The 15,637-nt window shown below is 69.9% G+C and carries 13 protein-coding genes and 1 pseudogene; 5 read left to right on the top strand and 9 right to left on the bottom strand.

What is annotated here, in order from left to right; genetic code table 11:
* Positions 1-81: 81 nt before the first annotated feature.
* Complete coding sequence (locus AB5J50_RS26465; protein WP_369260773.1) at positions 82-3,228, top strand: BTAD domain-containing putative transcriptional regulator; 3,147 nt, start codon at positions 82-84, stop codon at positions 3,226-3,228.
* Here the strand turns inward: AB5J50_RS26465 and AB5J50_RS26460 are convergent.
* The 5 genes from AB5J50_RS26460 to AB5J50_RS26440 all read right to left on the bottom strand — a co-directional run bounded on the left by AB5J50_RS26460 (position 3,206) and on the right by AB5J50_RS26440 (position 7,585).
* Positions 3,206-4,000, bottom strand: a complete 795-nt coding sequence (locus AB5J50_RS26460) for an ABC transporter permease (RefSeq protein WP_369260772.1) — start codon at positions 3,998-4,000, stop codon at positions 3,206-3,208. The two genes, AB5J50_RS26465 and AB5J50_RS26460, sit on opposite strands and share 23 nt — an antisense overlap.
* A complete protein-coding gene (locus AB5J50_RS26455; protein ID WP_369260771.1) occupies positions 3,997-4,968 on the bottom strand; it encodes an ATP-binding cassette domain-containing protein in 972 nt (323 codons plus the stop codon). Before AB5J50_RS26455 ends, AB5J50_RS26460 begins: the two co-directional genes overlap by 4 nt.
* A 351-nt stretch (positions 4,969-5,319) precedes the next feature.
* A complete protein-coding gene (locus AB5J50_RS26450) occupies positions 5,320-5,805 on the bottom strand; it encodes a hypothetical protein (protein ID WP_369260770.1) in 486 nt (161 codons plus the stop codon).
* Between the two features lie 314 nt (positions 5,806-6,119).
* Complete coding sequence (locus AB5J50_RS26445; RefSeq protein WP_369260769.1) at positions 6,120-7,013, bottom strand: alpha/beta hydrolase; 894 nt, start codon at positions 7,011-7,013, stop codon at positions 6,120-6,122.
* 239 nt (positions 7,014-7,252) lie between these two features.
* On the bottom strand, positions 7,253-7,585 hold the full coding sequence (locus tag AB5J50_RS26440; RefSeq protein WP_369260768.1) for a hypothetical protein: 333 nt from the start codon (positions 7,583-7,585) through the stop codon (positions 7,253-7,255).
* Positions 7,586-7,975: 390 nt separating this feature from the next.
* Between AB5J50_RS26440 and AB5J50_RS26435 the strand changes: the two are divergent.
* Together AB5J50_RS26435 and AB5J50_RS26430 are read left to right on the top strand one after the other, a co-directional pair.
* Positions 7,976-9,037: pseudogene (locus tag AB5J50_RS26435) on the top strand (chitinase); the annotation flags it as partial.
* A 250-nt stretch (positions 9,038-9,287) separates the two neighbouring features.
* Entirely contained in the window at positions 9,288-10,970 is a 1,683-nt protein-coding gene (locus AB5J50_RS26430) for a lysyl oxidase family protein (RefSeq protein WP_369260767.1), read from the top strand.
* Positions 10,971-11,071: 101 nt separating this feature from the next.
* Here AB5J50_RS26430 and AB5J50_RS26425 read toward each other — a convergent pair whose 3' ends face one another.
* The gene (locus AB5J50_RS26425; protein ID WP_369260766.1) at positions 11,072-12,544 is read right to left on the bottom strand and encodes a hypothetical protein; all 1,473 of its coding nucleotides are present in this window, start codon (positions 12,542-12,544) and stop codon (positions 11,072-11,074) included.
* Positions 12,545-12,682: 138 nt separating this feature from the next.
* Between AB5J50_RS26425 and AB5J50_RS26420 the strand changes: the two genes are divergently transcribed.
* The gene (locus AB5J50_RS26420; protein ID WP_369260765.1) at positions 12,683-12,820 is read left to right on the top strand and encodes a hypothetical protein; all 138 of its coding nucleotides are present in this window, start codon (positions 12,683-12,685) and stop codon (positions 12,818-12,820) included.
* A 281-nt stretch (positions 12,821-13,101) separates the two neighbouring features.
* On the opposite strand, the gene AB5J50_RS26415 is transcribed toward AB5J50_RS26420, so the two are convergent.
* A complete protein-coding gene (locus AB5J50_RS26415; protein WP_369260764.1) occupies positions 13,102-13,392 on the bottom strand; it encodes a hypothetical protein in 291 nt (96 codons plus the stop codon).
* A 153-nt stretch (positions 13,393-13,545) separates the two neighbouring features.
* Between AB5J50_RS26415 and AB5J50_RS26410 the strand changes: the two genes are divergently transcribed.
* Entirely contained in the window at positions 13,546-14,577 is a 1,032-nt protein-coding gene (locus AB5J50_RS26410; RefSeq protein WP_369260763.1) for a LuxR C-terminal-related transcriptional regulator, read from the top strand.
* 62 nt (positions 14,578-14,639) lie between these two features.
* On the opposite strand, the gene AB5J50_RS26405 is transcribed toward AB5J50_RS26410, so the two are convergent.
* Both AB5J50_RS26405 and AB5J50_RS26400 read right to left on the bottom strand, forming a co-directional pair.
* Positions 14,640-14,909: a hypothetical protein gene (locus AB5J50_RS26405; protein WP_369260762.1), complete on the bottom strand. Its 270-nt coding sequence runs from the start codon at positions 14,907-14,909 to the stop codon at positions 14,640-14,642.
* A gap of 5 nt (positions 14,910-14,914) precedes the next feature.
* Entirely contained in the window at positions 14,915-15,514 is a 600-nt protein-coding gene (locus tag AB5J50_RS26400) for a DUF5994 family protein (RefSeq protein ID WP_369260761.1), read from the bottom strand.
* Positions 15,515-15,637 lie beyond the last annotated feature (123 nt).

Raw genomic sequence — 15,637 nt, 5'->3', positions numbered from 1 at the left:
TAATCGCGCAATGGCATTGTTTCCGGTGAAGGGCGGGCAGTGAAGCGTCGCGTCCGGCGCGGTACTGGCTAATCTTCAGGCGTGATAACCGAGTTGACCCTGCTGTCCCGAGTCGCCTGTCGCGGGCGGGAGATCACCGCCCCCCGGCTGCGCGGGCTGTTGGCATTGCTTGCCGAGGATCTGCGTACCGGCTGCAGCACAGGGCGGCTGGTGGAGGGTCTGTGGCCGGACGAGCTGCCGGAGCGGCCGGGGAAGGCTGCGCAGGTCCTGGTGTCGCGGCTCAGGGCGCAGATAGGGGCCGACCTGGTCGTGAGCACGCCGACGGGGTACCGGCTGGCGCTGGACGAGGCACAGGTCGACAGTTCCGCGCTGCTGCTGCACGAGGCGGCGAGCGCCGAGCGCGCGAGGGCCGGGGATCACGCGGGCTCCTTGGCGCAGGCCGAGGCGGGCCTGGCTCTGTGGGACGGGAGTACGGGCGCCGGGGCGGGAGAGAACCTGCACGATCCGGTGGTGGCGCTGCGCGCCGATCGGGGCCGTGCGCATCGTGCGCTGGTCCGCTTCCGGGCGCTCGCGCTCGCCCGGACGGGGCGGCGGGAGGAGGCGGCGGCGCCGCTGGCCGGGCTGGCCCGCGAACTGCCGCGCGACGAGGAGGTGTTGGCTGAGCTGCTGCGGTGTGAGGCCGCGACCGCCGGGCGGGCCGCGGCGCTGACCCGCTACGACGCCTATCGCCGCGGGCTGCGGGACGAGCTGGGGACCGATCCGGGGCCCGGACTCCGGTCCGTGTACCAGGAGTTGGTGCGGGCGGACGCGCCGACGGTCCGGCATGGTGTGCCGCACGAGCCGAATCCTCTGCTGGGGCGAGATGCCGATGTCACCGCCGTGGGCGAGTTGCTGCGCGCGGTGCGGGTGGTCACGGTCGTCGGTCCCGGTGGGCTCGGCAAGACCCGGTTCTCCCACGCGGTGAGCCGGGCGGCCGAGCAGCCCGTCGTTCACTTCGTCACCCTGGCCGGTGTCCTCGCCGACGACGACGTCGCCGGTGAGGTCGCCTCGGCCGTCGGTGCCGGGGAGGGCGGGCGGTTCAGCGGGGGCGGGGATGCGGTGAGCGGCATCGTCGCCGCGCTGGGCGCCGGACCCGCCCTGCTGGTCCTTGACAACTGCGAGCAGGTGATCCCCGGCGCGGCGGATCTCGTACAGGCGCTGGTGTCGCGGTCGAAGGAGCTGCGGGTCCTGGCCACCAGCCGGGCTCCGCTGGGGCTGACCTCGGAGTCCGTGTACGCCCTGCCGGAGCTTTCGCTGGCGACGTCGGTCGAGCTCTTCGAACAGCGGGCGCGAGCCGCCCGGCCCGGCGTGGAACTGCCCGCCGACAAGGTTGCCGAGATCTGCCGTCACCTGGACGGGCTGCCCCTGGCCGTCGAACTCGCCGCGGCCCGGGTCCGGGTGCTCTCCGTGGCCGACATCTCGCGCCGGCTGCGGGACCGTTTCGCGCTGCTGCGCGGCGGCGCCCGCGACGCGCCCGAGCGGCATCGCACGCTGCAGGCCGTGGTCGAGTGGAGCTGGAATCTGCTGGAGCCCGATGGGCGGGCGGCGCTGCGTGCGTTGTCCGTGTTCCCCGGCGGGTTCACCGAGGACTCGGCCCAGTGGGTGCTCGGAGAGAGCGCGGACGCGCTGACCCTGCTGGAACAGCTGGCCGGTCAATCGCTCATCAAAGTGGGTGACAGTCCTTCCGGGGTGCGCTTCCACATGCTGGAGACACTGCGGGAGTTCAGTGCCGCCCGGCGCGCCGAGGCCGGTGAGGAGGAGACGGTGACCGGCCGGTTCCTGCTCTGGGCCCGGGACTTCGGGCGGGCACACCACGACGTGCTGTTCAGCGGCGGCCCGCAGCGCCCGTGGATCCTCATCGGGGCCGAGCAGGACAACCTCGTCCTGGCCCTGCGGTACGCGATGGTCCGCGCCGACGGGCCCACCATCGCGGCTCTCACCGCCGCGCTGGGCTCGCTGTGGGCCACCGGCTCCAACTACGCCCGGCTCGCCGCCCTCGCCGACGACACCGCCGGGCCGCTGTCCCATTTCCGTCCCGGCCCCGAGAACCCCGACGACGTCGAGACGGCCCGCAGCGCGGCGACGGTGTGCACGGCCAGCCTCTTCATGGGCCGCGGCCCCTACGCCGTACGCCATCTCGTCACGCTGCGCCGACTGCCGCCCGCCTCGCCGGACACAGTGGCGCGGGCGCTGGCCATCGTGCTGTGCGCCTTCCCGGAGATACACCCGCCGCAGTACACGCGGCTGCAGGAACTCTGCGACGCCGACGCGCCCATGCTGGCGGGCATGGCTTCGGGCGTCGCCAGTTACGTATGGGAAGCCGAGCACGAGACGGAGCGCGCGCTGGAGTGCGCCCGTCGGATGCTCGGCGCGCTGGGGCACATGGGGAATCCGGCCATGCGGCTGCTCAGCCATGGGCGGATCAGCGAGCTCTGCCTGAAGCTCGGGTACGGCGCGGAGGCGTACGACCATCTCCGGGCCGCGCTGAGCGCGCTCGACGAGGTCGGCGACTGGTCGGACACGATCGGTGTCCGCTCGGGGCTGGTGCTCGCCTGTCTGCAGCGCGGGGACGTCGACGAGGCGGAGTACTGGATGAGTCTCGCGGCCCTGGATCAACAGCCGGAGTCCGCCGAGGTCTTCAACACCGATCTGCCGGCCCGGGCGGAGATCGCGCTGGCCCGCGGGCTGACCGAGGTCGGGCTCGGGCTGTGGCGCCAGGCGGTGGAGCGGATGCGGGAGGGCGTCCTGCAGTATGCCGACGATCCGTTCGTGGATCCGTGGTCGCTGACGATCCAGTCGGCCGCTTTGTCGGCGCACGCGCAGTACGGCCGACTCGAGCCGGTGTCCGGGCTGGCCGAGCAGCTGCGGGAACGGCTGCTCGGGATGCTGTCCGGCTCCCCGGGCGGCGGCCCTCCGGCTCAACTGCCGGTCTACGGCACGGTGTTGACGGCGCTCGGCTTCGCCGGGCTGGCCGGGGGCGATCGTAGTGCCGTACGGCTGCTGGCGCTCGCGGAACGAATGCCCGCGGTACGGGAGTATCCCTCCCTGTCCTCGGCCCGCTCCCGGCAGGCCGCCGAGAACGCCGACAGGGCGGCCTACGACGACGCGAGGTCGACGTACGCCGCCCTGGGGCGGGAGGAACTGCGGGCCGCGGCCCTGCACGAACTCAACTCCGCGGCTCACGGTTGAACTTCGCCTTGGACCACAGGTAGCCCAGCACGGTCAGCCCCAGGCACCAGACGACGGCCAGCACCGCGCTCTTGGTGCCGATCCCGCTGCCCAGCAGCAGCCCGCGCAGGGTCTCGATGACGGGCGTGAAGGGCTGGTACTCGGCGAACCAGCGGAACCAGCCCGGCATGGCGTCCACCGGCACGAACGCGCTGGACAGGAACGGCAGCATCACCAGCGGCGTCCCGATGTTGCTGGCGCCCTCGGGGTTGGGGCTGATCAGGCCGATGCCGACCGCGAGCCAGGTCAGCGCGAGGCTGATCAGAGCCATCAGCCCGGCCGCCGCGATCCACTCCACCGGGGTCGCGTCGGGCCGGAAGCCGATGGCCAGTCCGATGCCCAGGACCAGCACCAGAGCCATCAGCGTCTGGAGCACGCTGCCGATCACGTGGCCGATCAGCACGGAGGCGCGGGAGATCGCCATGGTGCGGAAGCGGGCCATGATGCCCTCGGTCATGTCGGTGCACACGGCCACCGCGGTGCCGAGCGAGGTCATGGCCACGGTCAGGAGAAGGATGCCGGGGACGATGTAGGCGACATAGTCGGCACGGTTCGCGTGACCGCCGGTGATGCCGGCGCTCATCACATTGCCGAAGACGTACACGAACAGCAGCAGCAGGATGACCGGGGTGAGCAGGAGATTCAGGGTGAGGGAGGGGTAGCGGCGGGCGTGCAGGAGGTTGCGCCGGAGCATGGTGAGGTTGTCGCGGAACGCGTAGGTGGCGGTGCTCATCGGACGGTCTCCTTGCTGGTGGAGGGGGCGGGGACGGGGCTTGCGGTCAGGGCGAAGAACACGTCGTCCAGGTCCGGGGTGTGCACGGACAGCTCGTCGGCCTCGATGGCAGCGGCGTCCAGCCAGTCGAGAATGGCGCGCAGTTCGCGCTGGCTTCCGCCGCTGGGGATCTGCAGGGTGAGCGACTCGTCGTCGCGGGTGGTCTCGCGCAGGGCGGTGGCCGCCTGCTCGTACGCCACCGGGTCGGAGAAGCGCAGCCGCACATGGCCACCGGGGACGAGCCGCTTGAGCTCCTCGGCACTGCCCTCGGCGACGATGCTGCCGCCGTTGAGCACCGCGATGCGGTCGGCGAGCTGGTCGGCCTCGTCCAGGTACTGGGTGGTCAGGAAGACGGTCGTACCGCCGGAGACCAGCTCGCGGATGATCTGCCACATGGTGTGCCGGGAGCGCGGGTCGAGGCCGGTGGTCGGCTCGTCGAGGAAGATGATCCGCGGGCTGCCGACCAGGGTCATGGCGATGTCGAGGCGGCGCTTCATTCCGCCGGAGTAGGTGGAGGCGGGCTTCTTCGCGGCCTCGGTGAGATCGAACCGCTCCAGCAGCTCGGCGGTGACCTGCCGTCCCTCAGGCTTGGAGAGGTGGTGCAGGTCGGCCATCAGGAGCATGTTCTCCTCGCCGGTGATCAGTCCGTCCACGGCGGAGAACTGGCCGGTGACACCGATGGCGGCCCGTACCGCCTGGGCCTCGGCGGTGAGCTCGTGCCCGGCGATCCGCGCCTGTCCGCCGTCGGCGGAGATCAGCGTCGACAGGATGTTGACCACCGTGGTCTTGCCGGCGCCGTTCGGCCCGAGGAGAGAGAAGATCGTGCCGGCGGGCACCTGGATGTCGATGCCGTCGAGGACGGTCTTGTCCCCGTAGGACTTCCGCAGCCCGGTGGCTGCGATCGCGAGTTCGTGGGTCGTTGTTGTCATGCGGCAGAGCTTGCGGGCGGGGCGGTTCAGAATGGCTTCAATGCGGTTTCAGTGCTTCGGGGAGAGCTTCAGAGCGCTGAAACGTGCAGTTCAAACCATATGGACGAGGTCTGCGGCAGGACGACCGCGGTCGCCGTGAAGCCGCCGACGCCGCCGACGAGCTCACCCGGCGGCCGAACCGGCCCGCCAGGCGGGCCGGTTCACGCTCAGGTCCCGCAGTCGGCGAGACGGTCTACGGCATCGGGGCAGCGTCGGGTGGTGGTGGAGGGACTGTGTCCACCCGCAGACGGCTCGCCGGCCGGACCTTGCGCTCAGCGCCACGGCGAGCACTGCCAGAGCCGCCTCGTCGCGTCAGGCGTAGGTCCAGCGCCACGCGTTCGAGCTGTATGCGCACTTGATCGTCGCGCCGCTCGCGGTGGTCGTAAGAGACCCATGGTCGCTGTTGCGGCAGAACTGTCCCGCCGAATAACAGTTTCCCGAGTTGGAGACGATCGAGCACGTGCCGGTGTTGTCCTGGCTGCCGTTGTCGGTGTCGGCGGCCTTGGCGGCGGCGGTCTTGGTGACGGTGACCGTGGGGCGGGGCTTCGCCTTGACCCTGACCGTCTCGGTGACGGTCGGGGCGGGCTCGGGCGCGGCCGTCACGGTCGCCGTAACGGTCGTTGCGGGCTTGACCTTGGCCTCGACGGGCTGCTGCCCGCCGTTCCCGGCGGTGGCAAGCACCGCACCCGCGACGAGCAGGCCCATGCCGCCGATCCACACACCAACGCGCTTACGGAGCGGGCGGGTGTCGGGCGGGCGCGGCGTCGGTGGCGTGGGCGCGGTGTACGGGTTGGCCATCTCGTCCCCCAGGGTGGTTCGCGTGGAGCGACCGTAGTTCCCGGCAGGCACATGTGTGGAAGATGTGCGCAAGAGGTGACCTTCCCGTGACCCTTGACCTGTCGGTGCTCCCCTGCGGGTTGGAGAACGTTGCAGGCCGGGAATCACGGTGAACGCAGTCGTGCTCGACAGCTTGCCGAGCGCGGGAGTTCAGAGGAACACCACGTTCTGGGCGCCGCGCGACGACTCCAGGCCGACGCCGCTGCCGAAGGCGCCGAAATACGGCACGGCGTTCGTCCCCTACGCGGCGTCGTGTGGTGCGTGGCCGACCGGCGTCAGGCCCTGAGCGCCGAGCGCAGAGTGGTAGCCATCAGCTCGATGGCCTCCTTGCCCGCCAACACCGGGCCGGTGTGGGTGAAGTAGTGGTCGACGCCCTCGAAGACGCGATGGGTGACCGGGACTCCCGCGGCATCCAGGGCCTTGGCGTAGGCATCGCCCTCGTCGCGGAGGCGGTCGTGCTCCGCGGTGATGACCAGGGCGGGCGGCAGGCCGGCGAGGTCGTCGGCCAGGCCGGGTGAGACGAGGGGGTGGGCGCGGTCGGCCGGATCCGGGACGTAGGCGGTGGTGAAGACGCGTAGGAGGTAGGGGTTGAGCAGCGGCTTGGCGATGGGGGAAAGCTTGGTGGCGGGGTCGGCGAGCTGGTCGAGCGGTGCGGAGTCGATGATCTGGAGCCGGGGCGAGAAGGTGCCACGGTCTCGGGCCGTGCGGCAGACCGCGGCGGTGAGGTTGGCCCCGGCACTGTGCCCGCCCACGGCGAGTCGCGAGCCGTCCCAGTTGTTGGCGGGGCCGTTCCCGGCGATCCACGCGGTGACGTCGTACGCCTGGGTGACGGGGGCGGGGAACGGCCGCTGCGGGGCGACGGCGTAGTCCACGTTGATCACGACGCAACCGGCCATGGCGGCGATGTAGCGGCAGATGTGGTCGTCCTGCTCGGGGCGGCCGACGATGAAGCCGCCGCCATGGAAGTTGACGTACACGGGGGCGGGGGTGCCCGTGGTGGCCGGCGGGCGGTAGACGGTGCAGGTCACCGGTCCGGCACCGGTCTCCACCCGGAGGGACTCGGTCCGCTTCGGGATGTCGGTGAAACGCAGGTCCTTGTGTACGCGGGTCATCATGCCGCTGAGCAGCAACTGGATGCCCCTGGCCTGGATTCCGGGACTGAAGGGCATGGTCCGACCCGCCTATCGCTACAACTTTGAAGTATCAGGTTTCCTGATAATGAACGCTCGACCCGCGTAGCGCAACGGGGAGCGCATCACCGGCTCACTCCCGCCCGGGTCGAGGGCAGCGCTGACGACACCCCGACCGCGACGACGGAGGCGAGCGCGGTTGGGGTGTCGGTGCGCCGGTCTGGTGCGGGGTGTTCGTGGCGTGGGTCGCGAGGCGCGCGCCCGGCCTGCGACCCGGATCAGTGGTTGACCATGGCGCAGGTGACCGTCGTCATTCCGTCGCCCGTCTTGACGACGAACTTGGCCCCGCTCAGACCGTCGACGTCAAACCTTCCCGAATCGTCCGTTGAGACAGTGCCCGAACTGGACCCCGAGTAGGTCACCTTCTGGCCGTTGGGGAACCCCACACCCCAGAGGTGGTACTTGCCGTTCGACTCTCTTTCGACATTGCACGTCGCACTGGGAGCGGCGCCGGGCGCCATGGTGGTCGACGCGTGTGCGGCAACCGCGGGGCCCAGCGCGAGCGCGGGGACGGCCAGGAACGTGAGTGCTGCGAGACGTGTCCGGTTCATCGTTCCACCTCCCTTGGGCGCCGCCAGTGCGGCCGGTGGGACGTGACTGCTCCGTCGCACGCCTGCCGGCGCACCGCCTTGCCGGCCGCCGCCGAGCCGTCCTCCACTCCGGCACACAGCCCGTTGCGGGCGGACTCCACCGTGAACCCATCGCCGGAGACGGCCAGTTGCCAGGTTTCGCCGGCGGCGTGGTCGCAGTGCCCCCGCCCATCTCCCGTGCCCCCTCAGGTCAGTTAATTGTAAAGAACCTTGACAGATAATTGGTCTAGTCCAACCATGGACGCTGTTCGCCCCTGGTCGAGGGGAGTTCTCCCGCGCGTACCGGCCGGGCGGACGTCCCGCATCTGTGCCCGCTGTCCCCGCCTGCACTTCTTCCTCATGGGAGCGTCAATGAGACGACCTGGTCCTCTTCGTACGTTGCTGTCCTGCATGACCGTGACCGCCCTGTCGGCCGGGCTGGTCGCCCTCGGGGGAGGTGGCGCGTTCGCCGCGCAGCCGGCGCCCTCATATCGCGCGAAGCCCATGCCCGCACATGTGGCGGCGCCCTACTTCGAGGCGTGGACCGGTGAGAGCCCGGCCGCGCTCGCCGCCGCGTCGGGCAACAAGTACCTCACCATGGCGTTTCTCCAGACGGATGCGGCGAACTCCTGCACCGCGTACTGGAACGGCCAGACCACCCAGCCGATCGGCAAGGCCACCTTCGGCGCCGACATCGCCGAGATCCAGGCGCGCGGCGGCAACGTCATCCCGTCCTTCGGCGGCTACAGCGCCGACACCACCGGCACCGAACTCGCCGACAGCTGCACCAGCGTCGACGCCATCGCCAAGGTGTACGAGAGTCTCGTCACGACGTACGGCGTCTCCCGCATCGACCTCGACATCGAGGCCGACTCCATCAACAACTCCGCCGGAATCGACCGCCGCAACAAGGCCATCGCGAAGGTCCAGCGCTGGGCCGAACACACCAGCCGCAGCGTGCAGTTCTCCTACACCCTGCCGACCACGAACACCGGCCTCGCGCCGAGCGGCGTGGCCCTGCTGCGGAACGCCGTCGACAACGGCGCACGCGTGGACGTCGTCAACATCATGACGTTCGACTACTGGGACGGCGCCACCCACGACATGGCGGCCGACACCGAGACCGCCGCCGCCGGTCTGCACGACCAACTGGCCGCCCTCTACCCGAAGAAGAGCCCGGCGAAGCTCTGGCACATGATCGGCGTCACCGAGATGCCCGGCATCGACGACTTCGGCCCGGAGGAGACCTTCACCCCGCAGGACGCGGTGACGGTGGAGAAGTGGGCCGTCGCCAAGGGGATCAGCACGCTCTCCTTCTGGGCCCTTCAGCGCGACAACGGCGGCTGCGCGGGTACCGCCGGCGCCAACTCCTGCTCGGGCATCGCCCAGGACACGTGGTACTTCAGCCACACCTTCGAGCCGTTCACGCGCGGGGTCCACGTCAGCGGTTGAGGTCGCCGCCCGCTCCGGGGCGCCAAACGCTCCGGGGCGCCGCGCACTCCTTTCCCCCTCCTTTCCTCGTCCTCTTTCTCCCCAACAAGCAACCCCTGCACGGTTTTCACCCGTCTCACAGGTTGCTCACAGATTCGGCCTCAGGGCGCGTGGGGTGTGCCCGTACCGTCGGCCGGTCGTGGGCTGTCCAGTCAGCTGCCGCTTGACCACGGCACTCGCAGACGAGGAACCGATGACCAGTCAGCAACACCGCAGTCGCTTACAGCGTTCGGCGTTCGCCGCAGGGGCCGCGCTCACCGTTTTCTTCGCCGGGACCGGGGCCGCTCCAGGAGCCGGGGCGGCCCCGGCCGGCACGGCCGGGGAGCCGAAGCTCAAGCTGATCGCCGCGTCGAACTCCGTGACGCTCGACCGCTGGGAGGGGGAACCCGGGGTCTACCTCGACCTGGGTACGTATGTCACGGTCGACGGTGCGCCCTTCGAGTTGAAGGTCACCCGGAAGTCGTACAAGGACCCTGTCGTCGCCAAGCAGATCTTCCGCAACGGAAGCGGTACGAGTACGCGGACCAGGACACTGCCCGCGGGGATGGTGAAGGACTTCTCCGGTCTGCCCGGCTTCCTTCGGGTGTCGATCAAGAACGCGGCCGGTACGGAGGTGGCGAAGAGCAAGGGGACCTTCTGCCCGAACAACGCCTCCGGCCGGATCCGTCCGGACGCACCGGCGACGTCGAAGTACCCGGAGAGCTGCTCCACCAACCCGTTCACGCTGGGCTCGGTGTGGGGTGTCGAGAAGGGCTGGGCGTCCAACTCCAGCACGGTCGACTACGACAAGCCGGTGGACCTGCCGGCGGGCGAGTACACCGCCAAGGTCTCGGTCGCGAAGAAGTACCGTGACCTGTTCGGCATCCCCAATGACCAGCCGACCATCAAGGTGACGGTTCGGCAGGTCAGCAACGGGGGCGGGGGCGGGCAGGGAATGGCCTCCTCCTCGCAGTCCTCCGCACATCACAGTGGTGGGCATGGCGCGCACTCCGCTCCCCACCACTACGGTCCCCGTGGCGCCGACGCACCCACCCCGCCCGCCCTGTCGCACGCCCTCGAAGACCGGGGCATGGCGCACCACCTGGGTGACGGCCCCGGCCACACCGACGGCTCGCGCATCGCGCCCGCGCTCAAGCCCCACACCCAGCGGCCCACCGGCCGGGCCGGCGTCCCGGCGAACGTGCCCAAGCCGGACCTGCGTTCGCTGCCCGCCTGGGGCATCGCCATCACCGACGGCGAGGACGGGGACGTACCGGGCAAGGACTATCTCGCCTTCAGCGCCAACGTCTGGAACGCCGGTCCCGCCCCCCTCGTCGTGGACGGCTTCCGCAGCCCCGGCAAGGAACTGATGGATTCCTACCAGTACTTCTACGACGCCAACGGCAAGCAGGTCGGGTACACGCCCAGCGGCACCATGGAGTGGGACCCGCGGGAGGGCCACGAGCACTGGCACTTCACCGACTTCGCGAGCTACCGGCTGCTGAGCGCGGACCAGAGCACGCAGGTACGCAGCGGCAAGGAGGCGTTCTGCCTGGCCAACACCGACGCCATCGACTACACGGTGAAGAACGCCAACTGGCACCCGTACAACACCGATCTGTCGACCGCCTGCGGTGAGCAGAACTCGATCTCCGTGCGTGAGGTCCTCGACGTCGGCTCCGGCGACACGTACACCCAGTACCGTCCCGGTCAGTCCTTCGACATCACCGGCCTGCCGAACGGCACGTACTACATCCAGGTGATCGCCAACCCCGAGAAGCGGCTCCAGGAGACCAGCCTCAGCAACAACGTCTCGCTGCGCAAGGTCGTCCTGGGCGGTACGCCGGACGCCCGCACGGTGACCGTTCCGCCGTACGACCTGATCAACACCCCGTAGGAAACCGCTGGTTCACGCCGACGCGCACGCCCCGGCCGGGGTTCCGGCCGGGGCGTGCGCGCTCAGGTGATGGGGTGCCAGACGTGGTGTCTGAGGTGGTGTCAGAGGCTGCCGGTCACCGAGGTGCCGAGGATGGTGCCGGAGACGCCGGTCAGGGCCTTGGAGTTGGCGTCGTCCCACGAGCCGCTGCTGTGGCGGATGGTGTGGAGGAGCTTGCCGTCGTCGGTGACGAAGGTGGCCTGGAGTTCGCCGTCGACCCTCGCGGCGCCCACCGAGTTGATGGTCAGGCCCGAACCGAGGACGCCGGAGAGGCTGTTGAAGGTGTCCCAGGTGCCGTCGGAGTGGCGGATGGTGTGCACCTGCTTGGCGCCGGAGTTGCTGATCACGATCATCTGGAGCTCACCGTCGACACCGGCGACGCTGACGTCCGTCGGGGTGCCGGAGTCGCCGGCCTTGCCCTCCACGTTGCCCCAGGAGCTCCACGTGCCGTCGCTGCTGCGGATGGCGTGCCGCACGGTGCCGGGGACGACGACCGCGACCTGGAGTGCGCCGCCCACGGAGGCGATGGACACCTGGCTCGCGACACCCGCGTCGCCGGTCTGGGAGTAGACGCTGCCCCAGTCCTGCCAGCTGCCGTCCTCGTGCCGGATGGTGTGGTAGAGCTTGCCGTTCGATACGGCCACGACGTGCAGTTCCGTGCCGATGGACACGGCGGAGATGTCGGTGATGTTGGTCAGCTGCCCGGCGACGTGCTCGACGCTGCGGAACGGCGACCAGTCGCCGTTGTCGTAGCGGATGGCGTGGTAGAGGGTGTCGTCGGTGCCGACCGCCAGCACATGGGTGTCGTCGCTGACCGCGGCGTCCGCGACGGCCCGGACGTTGCCGATGCTGCCGGTCTGGCCCTCGACGTTGCCGAAGGTGGTCCAGCTTCCGTCGTCCTTGCGGATGGCGTGGTAGACGCTGCTGCTGGTGTTGACCAGGGTCTGCAGCTTCCAGGACGCGGCCGGGGTGGCGGGGGCGTCGGCGGTGATGTTGTTGTAGCGGAGAGCCTTGTAGTTGTAGTACGGGAGGCCCGCGATGTTGCCGCTGTCGATGTCCGCCGTGCCGTACGCCATGTCTATGTCGGGGTTCGCCTCCTGGTAGAACTTGAAGGTTCCTGCCGTCTTGTCGATCCACTTCACGAAGAGAACGACGTGCCCGTCCGACACATCGTCGAGCGCGTCTCCTGGCAGCAGGTCTCTCTTGTCCGAGAGCGTGGTGGACACGGCCGAGTCGTCGAGCGTCGATGTGGTGCGGCTGCTGGTGAGGTGCCACGCCATCGAGACGAAGCCGGAGCAGTCCTGTCGGTAGGTGTGATCGCCGTCCACGTCACTGGTGTACGAGGTCTGGCTGTACTGCACGTTGCGGTCGTACCAGTTCTTGGCACGGGAGATGACCTCCGTGCGGGAGATGTCCCCGCCCTGGGTCGAGGCGGCCGTGGCCTGCTGCGGCAGCACGAGGCCGGTGAGGGCGACGGCGGAGAGCGCGGGGAAGAGAACGAGGGCGCGACGGGTGCTCTTGGCGAGTGCGGACATGGTCGTACTCCTGAATGTGGGCAGGGCTCAGCCCTGGAAGTGACTGCGGGGAGGAGAGAGGGAGGAGAGAGGAGCCGGCGAGAAGAGGTGGAGCCAAGCGAAGGGGCCGGCACAGACGGCTGCCCTGCAGGTGCAGCCGTGGCGCTCGCCTTCGGACTACTGCCGGATCATTCGGACTACTGCCAGATCATGTCGTCCAGGATGAAGATGAAGGGGACCGCGGCGGTCTGGGCGAACTGGATGCTGGTCATGGCGAGAGCCCTTCCTGAGGCGTGAAGACGAAGCGTGGAGACGAGGGACTGAACCGGCCCGTGTCCCGCGGTGACGCGGTGCCGGTGGTGCCCGCCGGGGGTGTTCCCTGCTGGCGATGCCTAGCTTCGTCGCAGCTCAACTGGGGTGGAAGGGCTTTCGGTTGGCCCCAAAGGGCCTTGGCCCATTCGGTCCAGCGAGGGCCTCAGGGGCCCACAAGTCCCACTGGGTTCGACGTGGTTGCGGGGATTGCGGTGGCCGCAATGGCCGCAAAGTCGGCGACGCCTTGGCCGCAATGATCACAGCGGTCACAGGAACGGGGCGATCAGCGGAACCTGAGCCGAGACCAGCCGCCACTGGCGCAACGACGGACATCGCGCGAGCGCGCGCCGGCACGCCAGATCGGCGTGCCGTTCCGCCTCGTCCAGGTCGGCGGCGAGGAGGAAGAGACCGAGTACGGGGTGCGGGCTCGCGCCGGGGTGCGCGCTGACGTGCTCCAGGCGGTCCTGCGGCTCGGCGTGTGTCAGCACGAGCTGTGCCGTGTGCTCGGGTAGCGCCTGGCCAGGGGGGCCCTTCAATTGGACGTGGACGAGATACATACGACCACCGTCCCAAGCCCTAACACCTGTGAGCACCCTGTGGCCCTGGTCATTGTGGTCCTTGGCCGGAAGTGTCCTCGCTGCCCAAAGTCATTGCCTGGGCAATTACTTGTGAGTGATGATCACGACGTATGTCCACGAGGGGGGCCTCATATGCTGACTTTGCTCGGCCTGGACGCGGATGCCGAAGCCGTTTACCGGGCGATGCTGGCGCATCCCGATGACGGGCTGACGGCTCTTTGCGGACGGCTGGGTATCGCCGAAGTGACCGGCCGCCGTGCTCTGGACCAGCTCAGCGAACTCGCCCTGCTGCGGCCTTCGCACGAGCCGGGCCGCGGACTCCAGGCGGTCAGCCCGGACGTCGGCATGGAACTCCTGCTCGCCCGTCAGCAGGCGGAACTCGCCGCCCATCAGCAGCGCATCGAGGAATCCCGCGCCGCCGCCGCGCAACTCATCGCCGAATACGCCGACTCACGGTCCGCCCCCAGCCCCGGAGTCGAGCAGCTCACCGGCCTCGACCAGATCAGGGACCGGCTGACCACCCTCACCCGCGAGGTGCGCACCGAGGTGATGACCTTCGCCCCGGACGGCGAGCACACCCGGGGGAGCATCGAGGCCGCGCGGCCTCTGAATGAGCAACTGCTGGGCCGCGGCGTGCGGTTGCGCACCATCTACCTCGACAGTGTCCGCAACAGTCCGCACACCGCGGAGTACGTCGACTGGCTCGCCGCGCAGGGCGGACAGGTGCGTACGGTGCCGACCCTGCCCATCCGGATGATCATCGTCGACCGGGCCACAGCCGTCATCCCCACCCGCAGCGACGACACGGCGGCCGGCGCGGTCCTGCTCACCGGCGACGGCACCCTCACCGCGCTCTGCGCGCTCTTCGAGACCACCTGGGCCACCGCCGAGCCCTTCGGGAACGCGGTTCCGCGCGATCCTCAGGGGCTCACCGGCTCCGAGGCCACTACCCTGCGGCTGCTCGCCGAGGGGCATACCGACGAAGCGATCGCCAAGCGCCTCGGCGTCTCCCACCGCACCGCCCGGCGCATAGCGACCGGACTCATGGAACGGCTCAACGCGCGTAGCCGTTTCGAGGCCGGCGTCCGCGCCGTGCAGCAGGGCTGGCTGCCGGCCGTCGCCCCCGTCGCCCCCTCGACAGGATCAGACACGCCAGGGGTATGACCCCATGGCAATGTCCTGGACGCTTTGGGACTTTGGCTCGGAACCGCCGTGACAGCAAGGACTCAGCCCGCTCCCTTCCGGGTCCGGCGCCGGGGCCTGAACCGCCCGCGGCCGCCGTCGCGGTGATCACGACGGTCATCGGTGCCGCTCGGTCCGGCCGGGCCGCCCGCCTTCCGCGGAACCGACGGCGCCGGTCCCCGCGCGGTCGTCCAGGAGCGGCCGTAGCGGAAGGCGGCGATGCGTTCACTGTGCTGCGCGTTGAGCAGGTGGATGAGGAGCACGCCGAGAGCGATCATCACCAGGGGCAGGACCACGGCCAGGACGGTCCCCATGGTCCTCACCTCCCCCGCGTCCGCCGCGGTGCCGCGGCGGCCGGATCGCGGGCCTCATGTCCTCCTTCGGAGGCCCGGACCTCCTCCACGGCCAGGTCGGTCTCCGCCACCGTCCGCAGACGCGCGGCCTCCGCCATCAACCGGCTCGCGGTCGACGTGCCCAGTGGGTCGCTCGCGGCGGCCATCAGCCAGGCGGCCGAGGCCGGAGGCGTCTGCGGCGGGACCACCAGCAGGTTCCAGCGGCCCACGTGGTACGAGAGCAGCATCAGCTCGTGCGGGTCCTGCTCCGCCCGGAACCAGCCCACCTTCACCACATGCCCGGCGACGGGCACCTTGCGCGGGACGACCGGCCAGTGGACGGGATTCACGGTGACCCTGGTGATCCGCCCCCACAACGGATCGAGCACCGCCGTCAGTGCGGGGAGTTCCGCCCCGAGATCGCGGGACCGCGGCCACCAGGCGCCGTCCAGGAGAGCCGGTGCGGAACCGGCGGGAGCCAGCGACAGGCGGAGAGCGGAGGAAGCAGAAGACGAAGGGGAGGAGGAAGGGGAAGAGGAGGGCGGCCGGTCTTCGAGGGGCGGCGGGAGGGAGATGGTCGCAGTCATGACGCGGACCCTGCCCCGGGCCGACCGCAACCGGCCCGGCGTATTGAATCGCCGAAAACGACACGAGCGTGGCAGCCGGTGCGCGAAATATCCTCGGTACTTGGAGCGTACTCCTCGGACGAC

The sequence above is a fragment of the Streptomyces sp. R35 genome (assembly GCF_041053035.1).
In the GTDB taxonomy this organism is placed as follows: domain Bacteria; phylum Actinomycetota; class Actinomycetes; order Streptomycetales; family Streptomycetaceae; genus Streptomyces; species Streptomyces lutosisoli.
The sequence above is the reverse complement of the archived record's forward strand: the minus strand, read 5'-3'. Positions and strand labels throughout refer to the sequence as shown.